Origin of the sequence: Mariniblastus fucicola (genome assembly GCF_008087665.1) — a bacterium.
GTDB classification, from domain to species: Bacteria; Planctomycetota; Planctomycetia; order Pirellulales; family Pirellulaceae; genus Mariniblastus; species Mariniblastus fucicola.
In genome coordinates this window covers 1,617,318-1,638,507 of record NZ_CP042912.1, presented here as the reverse complement: position 1 = coordinate 1,638,507, position 21,190 = coordinate 1,617,318, and the positions used below count along the sequence as shown (strand labels likewise).

The 21,190-nt window shown below is 54.6% G+C and carries 15 protein-coding genes; 10 read left to right on the top strand and 5 right to left on the bottom strand.

The features are described from left to right. The first annotated feature begins 295 nt into the window (after window positions 1-295). Window positions 296-742: a hypothetical protein gene (locus MFFC18_RS05945; protein WP_075081625.1), complete on the top strand. Its 447-nt coding sequence runs from the start codon at window positions 296-298 to the stop codon at window positions 740-742. A 93-nt stretch (window positions 743-835) separates the two neighbouring features. On the opposite strand, the gene MFFC18_RS05940 is transcribed toward MFFC18_RS05945, so the two are convergent. Continuing rightward, window positions 836-3,856, bottom strand: a complete 3,021-nt coding sequence (locus tag MFFC18_RS05940) for a tetratricopeptide repeat protein (protein WP_168211073.1) — start codon at window positions 3,854-3,856, stop codon at window positions 836-838. 184 nt (window positions 3,857-4,040) lie between these two features. Then, on the bottom strand, window positions 4,041-5,336 hold the full coding sequence (locus MFFC18_RS05935; RefSeq protein ID WP_075081627.1) for an outer membrane protein assembly factor BamB family protein: 1,296 nt from the start codon (window positions 5,334-5,336) through the stop codon (window positions 4,041-4,043). A gap of 205 nt (window positions 5,337-5,541) precedes the next feature. Between MFFC18_RS05935 and MFFC18_RS05930 the strand changes: the two genes are divergently transcribed. The 7 genes from MFFC18_RS05930 to scpB all read left to right on the top strand — a co-directional run bounded on the left by MFFC18_RS05930 (window position 5,542) and on the right by scpB (window position 13,520). Continuing rightward, a complete protein-coding gene (locus MFFC18_RS05930) occupies window positions 5,542-7,695 on the top strand; it encodes a sulfatase family protein (protein WP_084416683.1) in 2,154 nt (717 codons plus the stop codon). Window positions 7,696-7,736: 41 nt separating this feature from the next. Beyond that, window positions 7,737-8,642: a TIGR01777 family oxidoreductase gene (locus tag MFFC18_RS05925; protein WP_075081630.1), complete on the top strand. Its 906-nt coding sequence runs from the start codon at window positions 7,737-7,739 to the stop codon at window positions 8,640-8,642. Next, window positions 8,639-9,655 carry a hydantoinase/oxoprolinase family protein gene (locus tag MFFC18_RS05920; protein ID WP_075081631.1) on the top strand — a complete coding sequence of 339 codons (1,017 nt, stop codon included), beginning with the start codon at window positions 8,639-8,641 and terminating at the stop codon, window positions 9,653-9,655. Before MFFC18_RS05925 ends, MFFC18_RS05920 begins: the two co-directional genes overlap by 4 nt. Next, window positions 9,652-10,179, top strand: coding sequence for an amino acid kinase family protein (locus tag MFFC18_RS05915; RefSeq protein WP_075081632.1), 528 nt, complete (start codon window positions 9,652-9,654; stop codon window positions 10,177-10,179). The genes MFFC18_RS05920 and MFFC18_RS05915 overlap by 4 nt, the downstream gene beginning before the upstream one ends. Continuing rightward, window positions 10,176-11,279, top strand: a complete 1,104-nt coding sequence (locus MFFC18_RS05910) for an FAD:protein FMN transferase (protein WP_075081633.1) — start codon at window positions 10,176-10,178, stop codon at window positions 11,277-11,279. Before MFFC18_RS05915 ends, MFFC18_RS05910 begins: the two co-directional genes overlap by 4 nt. A gap of 292 nt (window positions 11,280-11,571) precedes the next feature. After that, window positions 11,572-12,441 carry a hypothetical protein gene (locus MFFC18_RS05905; protein WP_075081634.1) on the top strand — a complete coding sequence of 290 codons (870 nt, stop codon included), beginning with the start codon at window positions 11,572-11,574 and terminating at the stop codon, window positions 12,439-12,441. Between the two features lie 281 nt (window positions 12,442-12,722). Beyond that, window positions 12,723-13,520 (top strand): SMC-Scp complex subunit ScpB, encoded by a 798-nt coding sequence (gene scpB / locus MFFC18_RS05900; RefSeq protein ID WP_075081636.1) that lies wholly within the window; start codon window positions 12,723-12,725, stop codon window positions 13,518-13,520. 77 nt (window positions 13,521-13,597) lie between these two features. Here scpB and hemW read toward each other — a convergent pair whose 3' ends face one another. The 3 genes from hemW to MFFC18_RS05885 all read right to left on the bottom strand — a co-directional run bounded on the left by hemW (window position 13,598) and on the right by MFFC18_RS05885 (window position 18,529). Then, the gene (gene hemW, locus MFFC18_RS05895) at window positions 13,598-14,755 is read right to left on the bottom strand and encodes a radical SAM family heme chaperone HemW (protein WP_075081637.1); all 1,158 of its coding nucleotides are present in this window, start codon (window positions 14,753-14,755) and stop codon (window positions 13,598-13,600) included. After that, entirely contained in the window at window positions 14,752-16,818 is a 2,067-nt protein-coding gene (locus tag MFFC18_RS05890; protein ID WP_075081638.1) for a thioredoxin domain-containing protein, read from the bottom strand. The genes hemW and MFFC18_RS05890 overlap by 4 nt, the downstream gene beginning before the upstream one ends. Before the next feature lie 196 nt (window positions 16,819-17,014). Further along, window positions 17,015-18,529, bottom strand: coding sequence for a sialate O-acetylesterase (locus MFFC18_RS05885; protein WP_075081639.1), 1,515 nt, complete (start codon window positions 18,527-18,529; stop codon window positions 17,015-17,017). A gap of 126 nt (window positions 18,530-18,655) precedes the next feature. Here MFFC18_RS05885 and MFFC18_RS05880 point away from each other — a divergent pair, with 126 nt between their 5' ends. Both MFFC18_RS05880 and MFFC18_RS05875 read left to right on the top strand, forming a co-directional pair. Further along, window positions 18,656-19,324: a nitroreductase family protein gene (locus tag MFFC18_RS05880; RefSeq protein WP_075081640.1), complete on the top strand. Its 669-nt coding sequence runs from the start codon at window positions 18,656-18,658 to the stop codon at window positions 19,322-19,324. 50 nt (window positions 19,325-19,374) lie between these two features. Next, on the top strand, window positions 19,375-21,132 hold the full coding sequence (locus MFFC18_RS05875; RefSeq protein ID WP_157664987.1) for a DUF1598 domain-containing protein: 1,758 nt from the start codon (window positions 19,375-19,377) through the stop codon (window positions 21,130-21,132). The last annotated feature ends 58 nt before the right edge of the window (window positions 21,133-21,190 follow it).

Sequence of the window (21,190 nt, the reverse complement as noted above, 5' to 3'; positions counted from 1 at the left end):
TAGTACTAGGCACTGTTTGACAAATTGATTTTCATGTCATCAACGCGGCCAAACATGAGCGGCAAGGCGCTAGCCGCCGTTAAAAAGCGCAATGGAACGGCGGCTAGCGCCTTGCCGCTCACATTTACCAAACAGCGCCTAGCCACATTACGGCTGCGGTTTTGCGTGCGTGCTCGATTTGCGATACCATCAGCTCTGGCCCGTCCGAGTATCAAGCATTGATATTGGTGCGCGAACAGCCTGAGTTCGGTTTTCGAAATTCTGACTGACAACTTCCATCACGACGAAATACACCTTGCCCAATCTGCTTCGAAACATCATCGCTGTCGTCGCAGGAATCGTCCTTGGCTCAATCGCGAACATCATCCTCGTTTCTATCGGTCCAGTGATTGTGCCGATGCCGGAAGGCGCTGACGTTTCGACGATGGAGAAACTTGCCGAGAGCATGAAACTGTTCGGTCCGGCTAACTTCATCTTCCCATTTTTGGGCCACGCGATTGGAACATTGGTTGGCGCGTTCGTGGCGGCGAAGATCGCGGCGAGCTACAAGCTGCCGATCGCGATTGGCATCGGTTTCTTTTTTCTAATCGGCGGCATTGCGGCGATCAACATGCTCGGAGGCCCCATCTGGTTCAATGCGCTCGATCTGATCGTCGCCTACTTGCCGATGGGTTGGCTTGGTGGCGTCCTGGCTGGAGCCAAGAACAACCCAATCACCGAGTCGGTTGCGGCGCCGGTCTGACAGTCGCCAACGTCGTCAGCTTGCGAGTAGCCCGACTATTCTCAGTTGCCCGCTGACTCGCAGTTACCCGACCAAGCCAGTTGTCCGCACTCGCTACTCGGGTCGCACGTCCACGTTCTCGTCCGATTCCGGCGGCTCCGACGAAACGCCCAGCTCGTTAAAAATTTTCTCGGCACGCTTCCATTTGGACCAGTCAGCTCTCAACAGCTTCATACCGAAATCAACGCGGCCTTCTTCAATCCACAAGTTCAATGTCTCGCGTGACATCGGACCGTATTCTTTTTTATCCAGCGTTCTCAAAATCCAAGTGTGATACGGTTTCTCCGCCGTCCAGTCTTTCGGCGGCGTCGTGAGCGTGACTGCGGAACGCACCACTCCCGGCCGAGTCGGTCGAACGATCTCGGTTGCAGGTTCCAGCAACTTCGGCTTGTCGCAACTTTCGGGATCGTTGAGCCACTGCAACGCGAGAGCCGCGTGTTCGTTTCTCGGATCAAGCTTAAAGACTTTGGCGAAATCACGCTTGGCTTTCTCAGGCTGGTCCAAACCGTATCTGGCGATAGCCCGTGCATAGCGTGCCGCGGCAACCGTTTTGTCGTCTTCTTCCATCAATCTGGCGACGGTCGTAAAGTCATCGATGGCCGGCGCGGGGCGTCCCATCAATACGAAAATCTTGCCACGCGCAAACACAAGCTCGGAAAGATCGCGTGGTCGTTGAAAACGATGGAAAGCTTTTGTCAGCCAGATCAGTGCGTATTCGTGCCGCCCCAGCGTTGCCATCGCGGCGGCGCGTCCAGAATAAGCCTTGGCCATCCCAAGATTCTGCGTCAACACTCTTTCGAAGTCTTCGATCGCCTGTTGCGGCTGATCGGCCTTGAGATACGCCTGGCCTCTCGCCAACGTGACCTCAGGCTGATTAGGGCTGAGCTCTAGGGAACGCGTAAAGTCACTGATCGCGTTGACGTAGTTGCGTCGCAGCATATGCACCTGGCCACGTTTTTGATACGTCACCGGATCTGTCGAATCGAGCAACGTCGCGCGATCGAGCGCTTCGATGACGCCTTCATGTTGACCAAGTTTCTGCAACACGTCCGCATACAGACCGTAGTACCGAACATTACGAGGCGAGCTTTCGATCGCGAGTTTCACGTCACGAAGCGCCGTCGCGTACTGCCCCATATCGAAACGCGTATTCGCCAACTGAAAAAGAGCCTGATCGTTTCCGCGGTCACGCCTGATCGCAGATTTAAAATCCTTGATGGCTTCATCGTTCTTGCCAACGGAGTACAAAGTTTGCCCACGACGAATCAATGTCTCGACGTTGTCCGCGTCCAGCCTCAAGGCATTTGTGTAGTCCTCAATCGCCTTGTCAAACTCACCCAAAAACTGCAGCGCCAGCGCACGACGGCGAAACAGATCCGGCGTCGCTTGCCCGCGTTGCTGCTGTCGATCAAAAAACTCGATCGCCTTGGTCGCCACCGGAGCCCCCAGCTTGCGATACTCATCCTGAGATGAAGGACGTGTCGCGATCGCCGACTGCAACCCTGCAATCGCGTCCGTCCATTTTTCCAGCCGGGCACAGGCCGCGGATTTCCAAATCCAACTGCCGGCATGATTGGGGCGATAGTGGCAGGCCTTTTTAAAGTCCGCATACGATGCCTGGTACCTGCCAAGTTCGTACAACGCGATGCCTCGCAGATACAACAAGTTGGCCTTCAGCCGCACATCTTCTTCCAACTCAATCGCCCGAGAATATTCTTCGATCGATTCGGTATATCGGCCCAATTTGAAATTGATGGAGGCCAGCGTCGCAAAGACCTGAGGCTGGCTGTTGTCGATCAGCGAAGCCTTGCGGCAATCCGTGATCGCTTCGTCGAGCTTACCTTGTTGAAGTTTGATTTTTGAACGGCAAATATAGGCTGAAAAACAGGCCTCATCGATATCGATCGCATGCTCGACTTCCGACAAAGCTTCGTCAACTTTCCCGATCGCCAATTTGGATTCCGCAAGTCGAGCCAACGCATCGGTGTCGTTTCGCCGCAGCTTCAGAAACCGCGAATAGTCGACGATCGCCAACGAGTGGTTTCTGATTTCCCGGTAGCAATCGCCTCGCAGCAAAAGCGCGTCCGCAGGCGGTGGATCCGACTTGAGCATTTTCGAAAGCTCCTGAATCGCGACCATATAGTCGCCCGCTTCGAATCGCAAACGGCAGCACCGAACGGCCAGTTCCGAGTCGTCTTTCGCAAGCGCAGAAAGGTGGTTCAGGTCTTCCATCGCGCGATCGAGATCTGCTTTACTGCGATGGATCTTGATCCGAATCGGCAGAACAACCTGATGGCATTCAGAATCGCCTGTCATCGCAACCGCACAATGCTGCAGGACTTCTCTGGCACGATCCGAACGGTAACGACCAGTCGATGACTTGTTTTCGAAAATCAGTTTTGCCAGACCAGCAGCCGCGAGAGCATAATCCGCGTCCATTTCGATTGCCTTCTCGAAGCAATCTTCCGCTTTCCTGTAACGACTGCGGCAGTAGTGAACCCAACCCATCTCCGACAACGTTGCTGGAGTCGGCTCCTGTTTCTCGAACCACGCTTCGCAAGCATCGGAATAGGAATCCATCAAGCCTGTGAACCGGTCGCGATCATCATCCGACAGATGCCAGGCTTTTTCCAAATCGCTAAACGCATGCCGCCAGCGGTTTTGCTCGCCACGCGCGGCTGCACGCCACGCGAAAGTTTGAGCATCGTTCCAGCTCTGTCGAATTGCTTCGGTGCAGTCTTTTTCCGAACGCACGAAATCGTCCAGCTTCAGATGACAATAGCCTCGCAGCGAATAACATTCTCCGATCCGGTTCAGCGGCGCGGCCACGATGGCACGATTGATCGATCGAACGGCCGCCTCGTAAGATTCCTTTTCAATTCGCTGCATCGCCTTTTCGAGATGAGCATCAGCTTCGCGACTTGAGCGAGGAGCCTTCGCACCCTGGGACGCTGCAGTTTTTGTCCCCTTCACTGCCGTGGCTGTTGTCGCGCCCTGCGACGAGATCGCGGGCTCATCGACAGACGTATTGAGTGACCAACCGCAATCATCGCAATTGATTGCAAAGGCCGCCAAGGTTCGGCTACAGCTTGGACAACGATTCGACATATGGAAGAACGAATTAAGGTAGGTTTACAACCTGTTCATTATCCGCCAACACGCAGCGCCCGTCAAACAAAATGCTCGCAGCCTATGCTGAACAGAGAAAGACTGACGATTGAGAAAGCTGACTTGGTCACTGACTTGGTCAAAATGCGAACTATTTTTCGCTGACGTCGATCGCGACCAGTTTTCCGACTCGTGATTTTGCGTTGGACCGAAAAAACAATTTCCCATCAGAGAAAGCAGGAATTGAGCGCGTTGGGCCATTAAAAATGGTCGCCGATTGAATTTGTTGAAACCCGGCAGGCGACGGCTCAATCAGGCTCAGCTTGCCCTCATAGTCCAGCACCAACAACTGCTCACCGATCAGCAAGGTGTGGGCAACAGGAAACGAATCCTGGTCCCATTTAACGTCGCCCGTCGACGCTTCGAGGCAGCGAAAAGAACCGTTCCGCATATCTTCCCGGCCACTGGTTCCATAGAAATGACCGTTGAAGAAGACGGGGGTTCCGTAGTGACTTGCGAACGCGTTCTCACTGGACCAATCCGGAGCGATCTCGTCACCCGCGGTTTTCAGGTTCTTCAGATCGACGACCGTTGCACCAACTCGATACGCTGCGTTCGCAAAAAGTTTACTGCCGAAGGCGACAGGCATCGACGCCACGGCTGTCGGACCACGTTTGCCAAACGAGTTCGAAAACAACACCTTCCCGGAATCAACGTCGAGCCCCACGAATCGGGTTCGTGTCAGAAAAACAGCCATCTTTTTGCCATCGTGCTCAACAACAATCGGCGACGAATAGCTGGCTTCGTCGTCAATCGCTTTCCACAAAACTTCTCCATCGCTCGCATCAAAGGCGACGACCGAAGCGCCCTTTCTTCCGCCCACGTTCAGCAGGACTTTGCCGTCGACGACCAATGGCGAAGAGCCGCAGCCAAAGTAGCCTTCTGATGCATTGAATTTCTTCCGAGCGTTCAGTTCCCAGACAATTTTTCCAGTATCGAACTCAAGACAGGCCAGCTCACCGTCGGGACCGTAGCAATACACAAATCCGTCCTGAATCACCGGCGTCGCCTTCGGCCCTGCATCGCCGTCCATCGCCCCGCGATACTGCGACGCGATCTTTTGCTTCCAAACTGACCGGCCGTCGGTCACGTTGAACTTTTCGACGATCAAAAATTTCCCTCGCGCGCCGTCGGGACGATGAAACAGGATCAGTTCGTCATCGACAATAACGGGACCGGAGAATCCTTCGCCGATTTCGGTCTCCCATATTACGTCTGGCGTTTTCTGCCAACCCAGCGTGACGCTGTCGGCCAAAACTCCGTTGCGGTTTGCGCCAAGAATCTGAGGCCAGTCTGAATTTTCGGAATCGGACGCGTCTTGCGCGAACAGGTTCGAAACGCAGAAGCAGGCTACGAACGCGATCGCGGTAAGGTTCCTGAAATTCATGTCTGGCCCAATCGTTTACCAAAAATTTAATTTGATGCTTATCCGCAAATCGAAACTCGTGGCTAACGAGGTTGTCACATTTTCTTCGTTGGCGACCAAAAACGATTCCGTTTCATCACCAATTCTGCGTCGCATGAACCTTCTGGCAACATCTCCGTACTCGTTCGAGTTACCTTAATGAGGCCAAACTCATGGATTGAACGAAATGCGGACAGGATCAATGCGAAGCCGGAAGCCACGATACCGTTACACGACTTTATTCGTTGTCGTTTTCCTCATCAACTGCTTGCCTTCCGCAGAACCGATGCAGGCGTTGGCCGCAAGCGAACCGGTTGCCAAGCCCAATATCATTTTGATCAACCTGGATGATGCTGACGCGGAAATGTTCTCCGACAGCACACTCGCCGAACGGTTTCCGAATCTGCATCAGCTGGCCGGACGCAGCGTTAAATTCTCAAACGTTCACGCCACGACACCGCTGTGCGGGCCCTCGCGAGCCTGCCTGCTTCGATCGCAATACGCTCACCACTGCGGCATCCGAGTCAACGAGCCGGATGTCCAGGCTTCCTATGGGTTCGATGGTGGAATGCGATCCTATGTCGAGCGCGGGCATGCCAGCGATGACCTCTCCACGTGGATGCAGGACGCGGGTTATCACACGATGCACGTCGGAAAGTTTCTGCATCATCAAACACTCTTCATGATCCCGGAAGGCTGGGACGATTTTTACTCTTCCGTTGGCGGTCGATATTTTGAAACGTATCGCATCACCAACCGTGGCGGGCCAGGTCCGTACTCGGAACGATTGGCTCCGGGAATTTATCGCACCAACGCGGAAGCAGCGGACTCGATCGAACTGATCGAGCGGCAAGCGAACGCTCAGAATGAAAAACCGTTCTTCCTTTTCCTCAACCCGTTTGGACCTCATCGTCAGCAAGTTGATTCCGGCGAAATGTACGAGGACAAGTATTCGCACCTGTGGCCTGACGCGACGCCGCCAGAATCGCCTTCCTATAACGAGGCCGACATGAGCGACCGCTCTGGGCCACTGAAACACATGTCTCTCATCAGCCCGTATTCGCACGAATACCTGGCAACGCACTTTCGGGAACGGCTTTTGGCAATGAAGAGCGTTGACGATATGGTCGGAGACATCGTTGCGACGCTGGAAGAGCAGGGACTGACGGACAACACTTACATTTTCGTCACGTCAGACAACGGCTTTGCCCTCGGGCACCATCGTCTGGTTTCCAAAGGAGTCGCTGTCGATCGCGCCACAAACGTGCCTCTGTTGGTCGCCGGTCCGGGCATTGATCCTGGCCGATCCAGTCACTTGTTGGCACATATCGATATCGGGCCGACGATCGTTCAGCTGGCCGGTGGCTCGACCCCGAGCTTTGTCGATGGTGTTTCGTTTGCCAGTGTGATTGCGAATCCAGAGAACGCCGCTGCGGTGCGTGACAGCGTGTTGATTGAGAATTTTGAGACGCGGACCATGTTCGGAGCCGAGCATGAATTTGCTTCGACGGGCCTGCGACTGAAGACCGCGATTTACGTTGAGTGGGCGACAGGCGGACGCGAGTATTTCAACTTGAGTCGCGACCCGGATCAAATCGAAAACATCTACAGCCAAATTCCGCTCAGCAACAAACAGACTTTCGCCAACAAGCTTCGAAAAATGAAGAGCTGGGCCCCGGCGTCTGCCAGTTTTCGCAAACCGTACTTCGATCTTGAACCGTTGGAGTATCCCTACACGCTTGAAGGAATCGCAGAATCGGCTGTCTCGACTCGGGAAGTTCGAATCGCAATCCGCGACTTGACCACGGGAAAGTTTTGGGACGGGAGCCAGTGGTCCGACGCTTTCAAGCAGGTGTCCGCAACGCTCGCTCATCCGAATGCGATGCTAACGACGTGGAAGTTGCCGCTTGATTTCGGCGACCAACCGCCGGCGGGTTTGGCTAAGGCCTGGGTTTGGGGGCTCGATTGGTCGTCGACGTTTCAGTCCCCCGAATCGGTCACGTTCCGGCTGGGCAAAGTCACGTCCCGTGTCACGCTTGACAGTCCAAGCTACGCTCAATGCTTTGCCGGCACAGTGGACCTACACGGAAGCGCCGTTAGCGGTGTGCAGCCGCAGCTGGAAGATTTTGAGCTCCGCATTCGCGACGTCAATTCGTTAGAATTCTGGAACGGCAATTCGTTCTCACGATCGAGCGTCTATTTGTCGGCTCAGCGAACGCCAGGCTCCTGGAGCTTATCCGCCACGCTGCCGCCCGGCACTTACCGGGTCAGCATCAACGGTCGCGACCTGGATGGCAACGCGTTCGATGTGATCCATCGGCTTTTTCATGTTGATCCCTGATCGACCCGTTAACCAAAGCGAACTGCAGCGGTCCGAACATAATGTCTGAACATACAACACTCGTTACAGGTGGCACCGGCTTTGTCGGCGGATATCTGGTTCCCAAACTTGACCGAACCATTTTGACGACGCGCGATGTCGAACGCGCGAAGAAGAAAGCGGGGGCCGATGGAGACGAGTTCCTGGAATGGTCAGACGATTTAAAGATTGATCCGACCACGAAAATTGAATCGGTCGTTAACCTGATGGGAGAATCGATCGCGGAAGGCCGTTGGACTGATGAGAAGAAAAAGCGGATTCGATCCAGTCGCATTGATTCGACTCGGACTCTTGTCGATCAGATCCTGAAGCTGGAGCAACGCCCGAAAGTCATGGTGTCCGCCTCCGCTGTCGGAATCTACGGCGACCCTGGTGAAGTGATCGTCGACGAAACGTATCCTCCGGCTGACAATTTTCTGGGCGACGTTTGCGTGGACTGGGAAAACGAAGCATTGCGACTTGCCGAACACGGCGTCAGAGTCGTCCTGATTCGCATCGGCATCGTCCTTGGTCGCGGCGGCGGAGCGATGGAAAAGATGCTTCCGCTGTTCAAAATGGGACTGGGCGGGCGACTGGGCAGCGGCAAACAATGGGTGCCCTGGATTCACGTTGACGATCTGGCCGGTATGATCTTGTGGGCAATCGAAAACGACTCGGTTTCAGGCCCCGTCAATGCGTCGGCCCCAAATCCGGTTCGCAACAGCGAGATGACTCAGGCGATCGCCAAAGCCGTTGGCCGTTTCGCGATTTTGCCAGCACCGAAATTTGCACTGCGGATTGCGTTGGGGGAATTTGCCAACAGCCTGTTTAGTTCGCAGCGCGTCGTTCCGGGCGTGGCGAACGAAAAAGGGTACTCGTTCCAGCACAGCACTATTGAATCCGCACTCGACGAAATCGTAGACAAATGAATTGGCTTGGACTCGACATCGGCGGAGCAAACATCAAAGCTGCGACGTGCGATGGCCAAGTCATCTCGATCCCTTTCCGTTTCTGGATCGAGCACGAGCGATTGCAGGAATCGCTTTCTGATATCATCAGCCAACTGGCGGGCTCACAATCGGTTCGTATCGCCGCAACGATGACGGCGGAACTTACGGACTGCTTTGAATCACGGCGCGACGGTGTCACGTTTATCGTCCACGCTCTGGAAAACGCCTGCCATAAAAGGCAATTGCAGCCACCTTTGTTTGCCGGAACGGATCTACAGTTCCGCGACGCAGATGCTGCCAGGATTCACTGGCTGGAGACCGCGGCGTCCAACTGGGCGATCATGGCGACCTTTGCCAGCCGATTTTTGCCGAATCAGACAGGCTTCGTCGTCGACATGGGATCCACAACTTCCGACATCATTCCGGTACACGACGGATCTGTTGCCGCGAAAGGAAAAACGGACTCACAACGATTGCGAAACGGAGAATTGGTCTACGTTGGTTCCGACAGAACTCCCGTCTGCAGCGTCGTCGACAGTCTGACTTTCGAGGGAAATCATGTCCCGATCGCTCGTGAATTCTTCGCGACCATTTCGGATGCGATGTTAGTGTGCGGCCGCACTACTGAAGATCCTTCGGATACCGACACGGCGGATAAAAGGCCTCGAACCGTTTTGGCTGCGGCTCAACGGATTGCCAGAATGGTCTGCGAAGACGTTTCAACGATCGGGCTTGATTCTGCGAAAGCACTCGCGTCGCAAATCCTTGATCGCGTCGAAGAGATCTTCCTGGACGGATTTCGAACCCAGCAATCCGATCCGGGCAATTTCATCTGCACCGGAAGCGGAGTTGCATTCGTGAGCCACATACTCGAAAAACATTATCCGACAGCGAACATCACTATCCTGGGAAATGAAGTCGGCGGAGAAATGGACAGCGGGGCTCCGGCATTCGCGACTGCGGTTCTCGCGCGGGAGAAGTTTCAGGCATGAGTCGACGCGTCGTAAAACTTGGCGGCAGCGTGCTCAGGGCAGGGCAGATCGGCCCGACGCTGAAAGTCTGGTTAGAGGAAAACGATGACTTGCAGAACATCATCGTCGTCGGTGGGGGCAGCTTTGCGGACGTTGTTCGTGAACTTCAGGGTCTGCAAAATTTGGGGGAACAACAGTCGCATGAGCTTGCCTGTCACGCGATGAGCCTCAATGCGAAAGTCGTGTCCTGCCTGATTCCCGAGGCTGAATTTTGCGATCGAATTTCGCAGCTGGAGAACTCGCAATCTTCCAACATCATTTTCGATGCCGCGCAGTGGACGATTGGAAAATCCGATATCCCTGCCAGCTGGGACTTCACCAGCGACTCAATTGCCGCGCGTCTGGCCAGCGAACTTGACGCGGCAGAACTGGTGCTGATCAAATCGCGAATGGGCAGCATCGGTGAACCGGGCTTCGTTGACGCGCACTTTACGAAAGAAGCCAGGTCGGTCAAATCCGTCCGCGTGTGTACACTGAACGCATGAATCAACCATCCAATCGCAGGGAATTTCTCAAAGGCCGTTCGCTGGTTCAGGCTGCGCGTCAGGCGCTGGAAAACTTCGAGTTTGATGTTCCTGACCTGAACCTTGACGTCTCCGAAACCAAACAGGCCGCCTACCTTGAGACCTACGAGAAAAGGGCGATGGCTTGCACGTGGGAACTGATGTTCAACATGCAACAGTATCGCGAATCCGGTCTGGCGGCAGCCAAAGCGATGCAACTGATCGATGAACTTGAATCGCAGCTAACCGTTTATCAGGACGACAGCGAAGTATCGCAGATGAACCAAAACGCGTTTCGTGAACCCTTCGTGGTTTCCGAACCCCTGTTTCATTTACTGCAACGAGCGCAAGCGATTCACGAATCGACTGCAGGAGCCTTCGACGTCACCGCAGGAAAGCTCTCGCAAGTTTGGGGATTTGAGCAGCGGAGCGGCAGCGTTCCTGGTGAAGAAACGCTCGCCGAAACGTTGAACTCGATCGGCATGCAACACTTGGTACTCGACAACGCATCCAACTCTGTTCGTTTTGCAGTCCCAAACCTGAAAGTCAACCTTGGCGGCATCGGGAAAGGCTATGCGATTGATCGCGTCGCGGCGAAAATCCGTGAGCACGAAGTGCACGACTTTGTGCTGCATGGCGGACAGAGCAGCGTCATCGCAGCGGGCAACCAGAAGGACATCACCTCCGATTCCGGCAGCGGTTGGCCGGTTGGCTTGAGCCATCCCGTGTTGCCAGATCGCAGGCTTGCAGAGTTTTATCTTCGCGACGCTGCACTCGGCACCTCCGGAACCGCGCGACAGGGGTTCTTCCATCAAGGCAAACGCTTCGGCCATATTATTCATCCGAAAACTGGCTGGCCGACGGATCACTTTCTTTCAACGACCGTGATTTCGAATTCAGCCGAGCTTTCTGACGCTCTCGCGACCGCATTTTTCGTGATGCCAATCGAATCCGTCGAAGAATTTTGCCGTCAGCACACCGACGTGCGTGCCGTTCTGGTCAGCGACAATCCGGGCGGCGACAAAAGCCGTGTTCAGCTGGACTGGTTCAACATCGACGACGCTGACTGGAAACGCGTTTAGGCACGGGAATCGACATCGGATCGCGAATGACGCTATCACTGATGTCAAACCTTGACGGTTGAGAAAACGTTGCGCCGTAAAACGGATGGCTCAATGGTGAGACTTTCTACAGCATCCCTGCTTCTGCAGATTTATTGCATTATCAGGCCTTCCACGTCGATGAATTTCTGCGTGACTTCGCTCGCAAGTGTTCGCCCGCAAATCGAATGGTTGCAATGCCGAACGTAGCCAATTCAAAAAGTTCCATAGAGAGACTCTGGAACTGCCCCAGTTTTCAAAAGGATTTGAAACAATGAAATCCATGCTGTTTTCCGCACTCGTGATTTTCGCACTCGCCTCAACAGGCTGTGCCATTCAACAAGGAGCCGGTGGTTGCTCCGACGGACTCTGCGGCACTCCGACCGCGGGATGCGACGATTGCACCGTGCTTTCTGGCGACTGCAATTGCAGTGCACCTCGAGGCCTGACTCCTTCATGTAGCCTCGTACGCAAATTTGGTGACGAACGCGGGATGGGCTTGCGAGTCAACCAACGAGGAACCGCTTGTAATCAAGGACGCAACAACGGACTGTTCTCTCGTATGAAGAACCAATCGGTTGCTCCTGCAGCATCGATGGGTTGCGACACCTGCGGCGTTGCGGATGCAGGCGGTTGCGGATGCGGCACAGCACCAGCAAGCGATTGCGGTTGCGGCGGAGCGGGCGATTGCGGCTGCGGTTCGACTTCAGGTGCAACCATTGTTTCACTCTCTGACGGTGCTTGCGGATGCGGCGATGACGCATGTGCTGCTGGCATGGAAGTCGCAGCTGACTCATCGGCAGTCGGCGGATTGCTGGGCAAGATCGGAACCCAAGGATGCGATTGCAAACTCGGCAGTTGCCTTTTGGGCGGCAAAGGAAAAGCACGTACTGTTGCTGCTGTTGCTGGAAGCCAAGTTGGCGGATGCAGCGTTCCTGGTTGTGGCGTCGGCGGAAACTACTGCGGCGGCTGCCTTTCAAAGCTGCGAGGTGCACACCGTCATCCATACGGCGGAACCATTCCTCACACTGCTCAGGCTCCTGGAAACGGAACCGGCATGGCTCCTTCATACGCCTACCCGTACTACACGACTCGCGGTCCACGTGATTTCCTGATGAAGAACCCACCATCGATTGGCTACTAGGTCAACGCATGTCACTGCCTGCTTGAGCTTCAACTTGCCGTCCGTCGTCTGGCGTCTGGCGGGATGTCGAACTGAACCGTCACACTCTCGCGAGCACGGCTGCGGTTCTCAAAAAAGGTGACATCAAAATCGATTTGGCGAGAAACGTAAACGCGTTGCAATTTGATTTGCAACGCGTTTTTTGGTTGTCCAGCGCTCGCGGCGCGCTTTGCGACGATGGGTGGTTGAGGCATCACGTTTTTGTTGTGGCCCAACCAGCCTCGTTCCGCTAAGCTCGCCTCATGTCCACGAACGAAAATCAGGAACCCTTTGACGACGATGGCGATGACGAACTTTCGCTCGACCGGCTTAGCGAAGCCTACGCGGAAGTCCTGCGCCAACAGGCAAACAACGACGGCCAGGTGGACGGCCCCAGCCGAGGCGAACTGGTCACGGACAAGCTGGCTCGCGATGAGTCGGAAGAAGACGAAGTTGCCGACGATTCAATCGAAGACGAGGCCGAAGAACAATTCGAAGACCAGCCGGACGATGATTCTGGCTGCCCGATCACGCCCGAGTCGATCGTGGAGTCGATCCTGTTCGTCGGCGTGCCCCGCGGAGAGAAACTGACGTCCAGGAAGATCGCTTCTGTGATGCGAGACGTGAGCCCCAAGGAGGTTCGGTCGATCGCCGAAAAGCTGAACACACAGTACGAGAAGGAAAACGCGGCGTACCGAATTAGCGTGGATTCGGATTCGATTCGCATGGTGGTGGCCGAGGACTTGGCGAGTTTGCAAAACGAGTATTTTGGCCGCAACCGCGAAGTGGCGCTTTCTCAGAACGCGATCGACATCCTCGCCGTCGTCGCGTATCGCCAGCCGATCAGCCGCGAAGAAGTTGAAAAAGCCAGGAACAAACCGGTTGGCGGTGTTCTAAATCAGTTGGTTCGCCGAGATTTGCTGACCACTGTCGCCGACCAGGAAAAGCCAAAACGGAAGCTTTATCAAACCACCGATCGGTTTTTGGATCTGTTCAATCTGATGGAACTTGCCGATCTCCCTCAGTCGCATGATGTGACGGATATGGACGACTTTGAGTGAGCGTCGTACGCGGAAATTCACGGCAACATCCGATTTGCAAATCCGCAGCATGGACCTGTTTCGCGTCGAATTTCCTGCTAAAGAAGTTCGACGGCTACCGAATCGGCGACCATTCGACCGGCCGGAGTCAGGCGCAAATGCGTGGCCGTGCGTTGCACCAAACCGCGGCTAATTTGACCCGCAATGACATCACCGGATAGCGACTCGAGCGAACTACCGATGGCGTCCTCGAAATAATTGACCGCGATCCCGTCAACCATTCGCAGCCCAAAAATTAGACGCTCGATCGCGCGATCACGATCGGAAAGTGGCTCAGATTCCTGGACTGGCGACTGGCGATCAGTGACGCGTTTCATCCACGTCATCGGACTTCGGTGGTTCGTGTTGCGAACTCCGCCCACAAAGCTTGCGGCACTCGGACCAAACGCGAACCATGGATTGCACAACCAGTACTGCAAGTTGTGCTGACATCTCTTGCCGGGTTTTGCAAAGCTGGAGACTTCGTATTGCTCCAGCCCGGCCTGCCCAATCCGGTCGATCGCGGCCTGATACATTTCAACACGTAAGTCTTCGCTCGATCCATCCAGCTCGCCTTTCGTTTTCCGATTCCAGAACGTGGTTCCCTTTTCCCAGGTCAGTTCGTAGGTCGAAAGATGAACAGGATCAAGCGACAACGCCGTTTCCAGATCTTCTTCCCACTGCGATTGTGTTTCATCGGGAGCCGCGAAAATCAGGTCCATCGACACGTTCCCAGTTCGCTCCATCGCCAACTCAAAAGCTCGCCTGGCAATGTCTGCATCGTGGTCACGCTGCAGAACTTTCAGTTTCGCGGAGTCAAATGATTGCACGCCCAAGCTGATTCGATTCACTCCGATCGCTTGCAGCGAGACAAGCATTTGGTCGGTGATGTCCGAGGGATTGCACTCCGCCGAAACTTCAGCTTTTTCAGACAGTCGAAACTTTGCGAACAGAATCTCGCCCAGGCGAGCCAACTGGGACGCTGAAAGATGGCTGGGCGTGCCGCCGCCGAAAAACAGCGTATCAATCTCGAACGTTCCGGATATCGATTCGATTTCTGATTCGAGAGCGTCAAGAAACGGATCGATCAAATGGTCGCGACCAGCAACAAGTGCGAAGTTGCAGTAGCCGCAGCGGTGCCGGCAAAACGGAACGTGAACATAAACCGATCGCGGGGCGGCATCAGCAGGAAAATACGGACTCGAAGGCTGACTCAACCCGCCACCTCATCCAGCGCATCAATCCATGCCGAAACTTGATCTTCTCCGATGACAGGAAGTTTGCAGCTGAAACCTTCGCAGTCGAAAAGCGTTACAGAGTCCCAGTCGATCTCCTTTCCTTCCATCACCGACGCAAGCGGCCCGGATTCGGCATCGTCCTTGTCGGTAGCCAGAATCAACGACACGCCAGGAATCCATTTTTTAGCCAGTTGCTGCATCTGCAGTCGGGCTTTCTCGGCGTCGCCGGCAATCACGATCTCTCGCTGAGGTTGCGACGACAGAGTTAGGGCAATCAACATTTGAGCTGCCGCGTGCGGAACCCGATTGAGCACGTGGGCAGAGGCTTCTATCGTGTCGTGCGCCATTTGAACGTAGGACGAATCTCCAGTCAGTCTCCCCAACTCCAGCAGCCCGCATGCAGCCAACGAGTTCCCGCCTGGCACGCTGTTGTCGTGCCACGGCTTACGCCTCGCGATCAACTTCTCCGCATCATCAGCGGTGAAAAAGAAACCGCCGGCCGGATCTGAAAAATGCTGGATCATCGAATCCGCCAAATGCTTTGCTTCGGCAACCCAACGGCTATCAAACGTCAGCCGATACAGTTCCAGCGTCCCGCACAACATCGCCGCATAGTCGTCCAAATACCCGTCGATAGTTGCAGTGCCATTTCGCCAGGTGTGCCGCAACCGACCGTCGTCCCGGCGTACGCTACCAAGCACAAATTCGGCGGCGGCGATCGCAGCCGACTTCCATTTCTCATTCTCAAACACCGAAGCGGCTCGGGCCATGGCACTGATCATCAAACCGTTCCACGAAACGATGACCTTGTCGTCCAAACCTGGCCGAATTCGTTGGCTCCGCGCTTCGAGCAGTTTCGCACGAGCACCCGACCATTTCATTTTGAGATCAAACATTTCCTGCGACGTCGCTTTCGCCAATCGGTCGGTCAGGTTCAGGATGCTTTTGCCTTCAAAATTTCCGCTGGGGAAAACGTCGTAGTCCGCGCAGAACTCCGCCGCCTCTTCTCCGATCACGGATTCGATTTCCTGCGGCGACCAAACGTAAAACTTTCCTTCTTCGCCTTCGCTGTCCGCATCCTCGGTGCTGTAGAATCCGCCAGCCGGATCGGTCAGTGTTTCCAACACGTACTCAATGGTTTCTTCCACTACCGACTGGCAAAACGGATCCGCGTCTCGCTGACATCGTTCGGTGTAGGCCATCGTCAACAACGCGTTGTCGTAGAGCATTTTTTCAAAGTGCGGCACAAGCCACTTCTCATCGACGCTGTATCGAGCGAATCCGCCGCCGAGGTGGTCGTAGATTCCGCCAAGTGCCATCTTTTGCAGATTCAGATCGATCATCGTCTGCACCACCTGGCGTGACGGCGATTCCTGCAATGGCCAAGCGTCGGCGATCTGATTGAGCCATCGCAGATCCATCGCGTGCGGAAATTTTGGTTGAGTTCCAAAGCCTCCGTTGGTGAAATCGTACTGATTTTCCATAGCTCGAACGCCGTTGATCACGACTTGCTGCCGATCGAGTTCTGCGCCGGAATCGTTGGCCTGATTGAGCCATTGAGTGATCTCAGCGGACTGCGTTTCGATCTGCTGACGTTTGTTCACATACGCATCGAGCACGCTCATCAGCACCTGCCCAAATCCGGGCATTCCCATCCGTGCCTGGGGAGGCCAGTAGGTTCCACCGTAAAAGACCTGTTGAGTCGGCGTCAGAAAAACGCTCAGCGGCCAACCGCCCTGTCCGTTCTTGAGCGCCATCACGGCGTCCATGTAAATCATGTCCAGATCAGGACGCTCTTCACGATCGACTTTGATGGCGATGTAATTTTCGTTCAGCAGTTTCGCGATCGCGTTGTCTTCAAAACTTTCGTGCTCCATGACATGGCACCAGTGACACGCCGAATATCCAATCGACAGGAAAATCGGTTTGTCTTCGTCGCGCGAACGAGCAAGAGCTTCTTCGCCCCATGGATACCAGTCCACCGGATTATTGGCGTGCTGAAGCAGGTACGGGCTTGATTCGTTTTCCAGTCGATTGGGCATGGCGGTAACTTCTTGCAAATCTGCCTGATACAACGTCTCGAAAAAAAAACGTGACGCGCGAGTCAGGCGAGTGAGTGATCGGAGCCCGACAATTTAACCGACGTCGCGTTGAATTCTATCGGCGTTCTGCAATCCCGGCGGTTTGAAGCCTCAAAAGTCCAAACCGTGACGAACGAAAATCGTTGGCCGACCCGATTTAAAAGTTTTTACCTTCAGACGCCAGCGGAAAATCGTCGCTGCGAAAAGGAGACGCCGGCAAGCCAGAATCATTGGTCAGATTCATCTCGAATTCTGCGTTCCAACCGTAGCGAACTTCCACAGGATCTGGAACTTTCGAGCAGATCAAATCGACGACCACGTCGTCAACGATCGTCGCCACGGCAGGATGAAAGACACGGTCTTCGCCGCACACAGAGAACCCTTTTAGCGTTGTATCCTGACCTCTGAGTCGCAAACTTTCGCCCGCGTGTTTGAAAGTGACTCGAACCTGAGCACCCGACTTCGAGATCGATTCGAACAACGGACCGCAAGTCTCGCCTTCAACCGGATTGTCTTTCAGCTCTTCCGCGTAGCAGTCGCCAAACGCCAGCAGCGCCAATCGTTGCCCGACCGTTTGCTTGTTGCGAGGATGGATGTCTTCGAGATTCCCAACATCGGTTGTCACGACCATCCCTGTTCCGGGAACGGTTTTGGCTGTTTTCAGCTGAGCGTCCCACAGTTCCTGCAATGCGTTTTCGCCGCGGCCCTCGTACTTATACGGTGCCAACTGAACGAAGTAGAACGGCAGTTCCTCCGAACCAAACTGCTTTCGCCAATCACTGATCAGTGTGGGAAACAAAGTTCCATATTGGTGACCGCGTCCAACGTTGGCTTCGCCCTGATACCAGATAAATCCTCGCACTGGAAACCGGGTCATTGGAGCGACCATAGCGTTGTAGATATTGGCGGGGTGATTCCGACTGGTCACCAATTCTTTTTGTTCGTCCCAGTGCTTCAACAGCGGCGCCAAAGATTCGACTTCGTCAAGCGATTCGCGGGACGTCCAGGCTTCGCATCGCGTGCCTCCCCAGGTCGAATCGATCAGACCAATTGGAACGTCATCAAGTTTCCGTGAAAGCTCGCGGCCGAAAAAATAGCCTACGGCTGAAAACTCTTTGACTGAATCGGGACCGCAAACCGACCATGGAGTCACGACGCCAAAATCCTCCAGCGGAGTTGGCGACGAAGACGTCTCGATCGAAAACAGCCGGACGTTCGAAAAGTTCTTGGCCTTTTCAATTTCGGTTTCCGGATTAAGTGCTTTATTAACCGGCCACTCCATGTTCGACTGTCCAGCGCAGATCCAGACATCGCCGACCATGACGTTGGTGAATCCGACTTTCAAATCTGAATCTTCCGACGACACGCCCAGCTCAAACGGACCGCCGGCGCCACCGGTGCGAATCATGGTTGACCATCGTCCGCCGGCATTGGCCGTCACTTTGTACTCGGACTCACCGAACGAGATCATCAGTTTCTCATTCGGTGTCGCAGTGCCCCACACCGGCACGCTGCTTTGTCGCTGCAGTACCATGTGGTCAGAAAAGAGTTGCGGCAACGTGATGTCCGCCGAGACGTTGCCGGCAATTGCAGACGCAGCAACCAACAACAAAAACAATCGTGTGAACAGGAAGCGAATCCGAAGAATGTTATTGGCAGTGATTGGTCGCATCCCGATTTTGAAAAGACAATTCCTCAAGCCAAGGCAGGGCTTGCGAAGCATCGTATTATTGTAAATTTGTCTGCCTATCGTAACTCAAACCGCAGCAACTCTCCACCTTCAAAGCACGAGCCCGACATGGCAAAAGGAAACCACATTCCGCTGAAAAATTTTGAAACCAGGCCTGCGGAGGAAATGGAGAAACGTTCTGCGGACTTCTATAGTCATCTCAAAACCCGGCGCAGCGTTCGCGATTTTTCCGACGCTCCGATACCCGACGCCGTTATCGAAAACTGTTTACTCGCTGCGGGAACGGCACCGAACGGGGCAAATCTTCAACCGTGGCATTTCAGCGTTGTCAAAAGCCCGGAGATCAAAGCTGAGATTCGCAAGGCTGCGGAAGTGGAAGAATATGAGTTCTATCACGGCAAGGCCCCTCAGGATTGGCTCGACGCGTTGGCGCCGCTGGGGACGAACGCGAGCAAGCCGTTTCTCGAAACGGCTTCAACGTTGATTGTGATTTTTTCACAGACTTTCGGGTTCGACGAAACCGGCGAAAAGGTCAAACACTACTACGTGAGCGAATCGGTCGGCATCGCCACCGGATTTCTGATTGCCGCTCTGCACGATGCAGGTTGTGCAACTCTGACCCATACGCCCAGCCCGATGAAATTCCTCAACAGAATTTTGGGCAGACCGTCAAATGAACGGCCGTTTCTCGTTTTGGTCGTGGGACAGCCCGCCGCAGGAGCCCTCGTGCCGGACATCGCCAAGAAAACGGCCAATGAAATCTCGACGTGGCACTAGGGATGGCTGACAGCTATACTCGAAGTGGGGCGAAAACAGAGGAGGTTGGCATGAGTCATTCACTTGGCGTTGAAAACTGTGTTGCAAAATTTCTGCAGGTCGCGATTCTCGTGCTTGGCTTGCAGATGACATGTCTTGCTCAGGAAGTTCAACAGTATCTTTCAGACGGCGAGTTCTCGGCGGCGATCACTGCCGCGGGTGACAACGCGACTGCGCTGCAGCAGATCGCCAACTCCCAGATCGGCATCGGCGAACACGAAGCCGCGTTACAGACCGTTGCATCGATCGATGACGACCAAGCCCGCAGTCGAGCTTACAGTTTGCTGCAAAGCGGCGACACGTTCTTTTCCGGTGGCGGCGGCATGTCAGGAACGGTCCAGAACGGCGGTGGCGATCAGGGCGGAATCACCGCGAACGACTTTAACACTCTGATTCAACTAATCCAGAACACCGTTGCCTCGGATACCTGGGAAAACAACGGCGGAGGCAATGGAACGATGTCGCCGTATCCGACAGGCGTATTTGTCGATGCGAGAGGCGTGCTGAACAGAATTCCGAGAAGCAACCGCACGCTGGCGTCGCTGGCTGACTTTGACGACGAGCTCGCAAAACGCGGCTCTGTACACAAGACATCGAATCTGAGAAAGGTCTCGTTGACGCGGTTGGAGCGTGCTGCGGAGAAACGTACGGCCCAAGGACTGCCTCCGACCGATGCGATGCTGTATCTGGCTGGTCTTACTCAGATCCGCTACGTGATCCTCGACCCGGATTCTGGCGAAATCATTGTCGCCGGACCTGCCGGAAGTTGGAAACGAAACGAACAAGGCAAAACGGTCAGTGCCGTCGACGGGAAGCCTGTCCTGATGTTGGACGATTTGGTGATTTGCCTTCGTAATGCGTGGTCAAACTCAGGTAAGTTCGGCTGTGCGATCGTGCCGCGAAAGAAGAATCTGGCGGCGACGAAGCAGTATGTCGCGACAGCAAAAGGCAGCGGCAAGCGTTGGGAAAACGGGCTTCGCGAGGCACTTGGCCAGCAGGACATCGAAGTGTTCGGAATTCCGGCATCCAGTCATGCGGCCAGAATTCTGGTCGACGCAGACCATCACATGAAACTGCTGGGGATGGGAATCGAACCTTCGATTCCCTCGGTCGCTGGTTATCTAAAACGCGTGACTCTGGACGCCGATGGCAATCCGCCTCCGATGGATGTGGTCCGCTGGTGGTTCGCATTGAACTACGATCGTCTGATCTCAAACGAGGCTCAGACTCTCTTTGAATTTACCGGGCCTGGTGTCAAAGTGCTGGCCGAGACCGAGTTGATCGATGCGGATGGAGAACGAATTCACACCGGCGAGGCGATCGGTCCGACGAAGACGTTTGCTCGTGACTTTACGGCGCACTTCGATGAACTTGCCGACATCTATCCTGTTTACAACGAACTGAAAAACATCTTTGACCTGGCGATCGTGGCAAACATGATTCGCGAGTTCGAGTTGGCGAAGAACGCGGACTGGCAGATGCCCTTTTTTGTTGGCAACGACAAAACTTCACAAACGGGTTGGCAAGTTTCCCGCTTCCGACCTGCCGAATGCGTGGACTCGGTGATGAACCGACGCGTTATCAAGGAACGTCGAAATGGAGAGCTGACGATCCATACGCTGATCGGAGTTTCCGGCGGAGTCTCGTTTGATGCCAAAGATTTTGTGAACAAGGCGAATCTTAAAATCGAACGCGACGTCGAGTTTACAGCCCAAATCGAAAAAGCAGTTGCTGGTTCGACGACAAGCGATTCCTGGTGGTGGGATTGAACCAACCAGGTGTCCGGTTGCCAACCACCCAGATTATGGGGTAAAACTTCACAGTAGG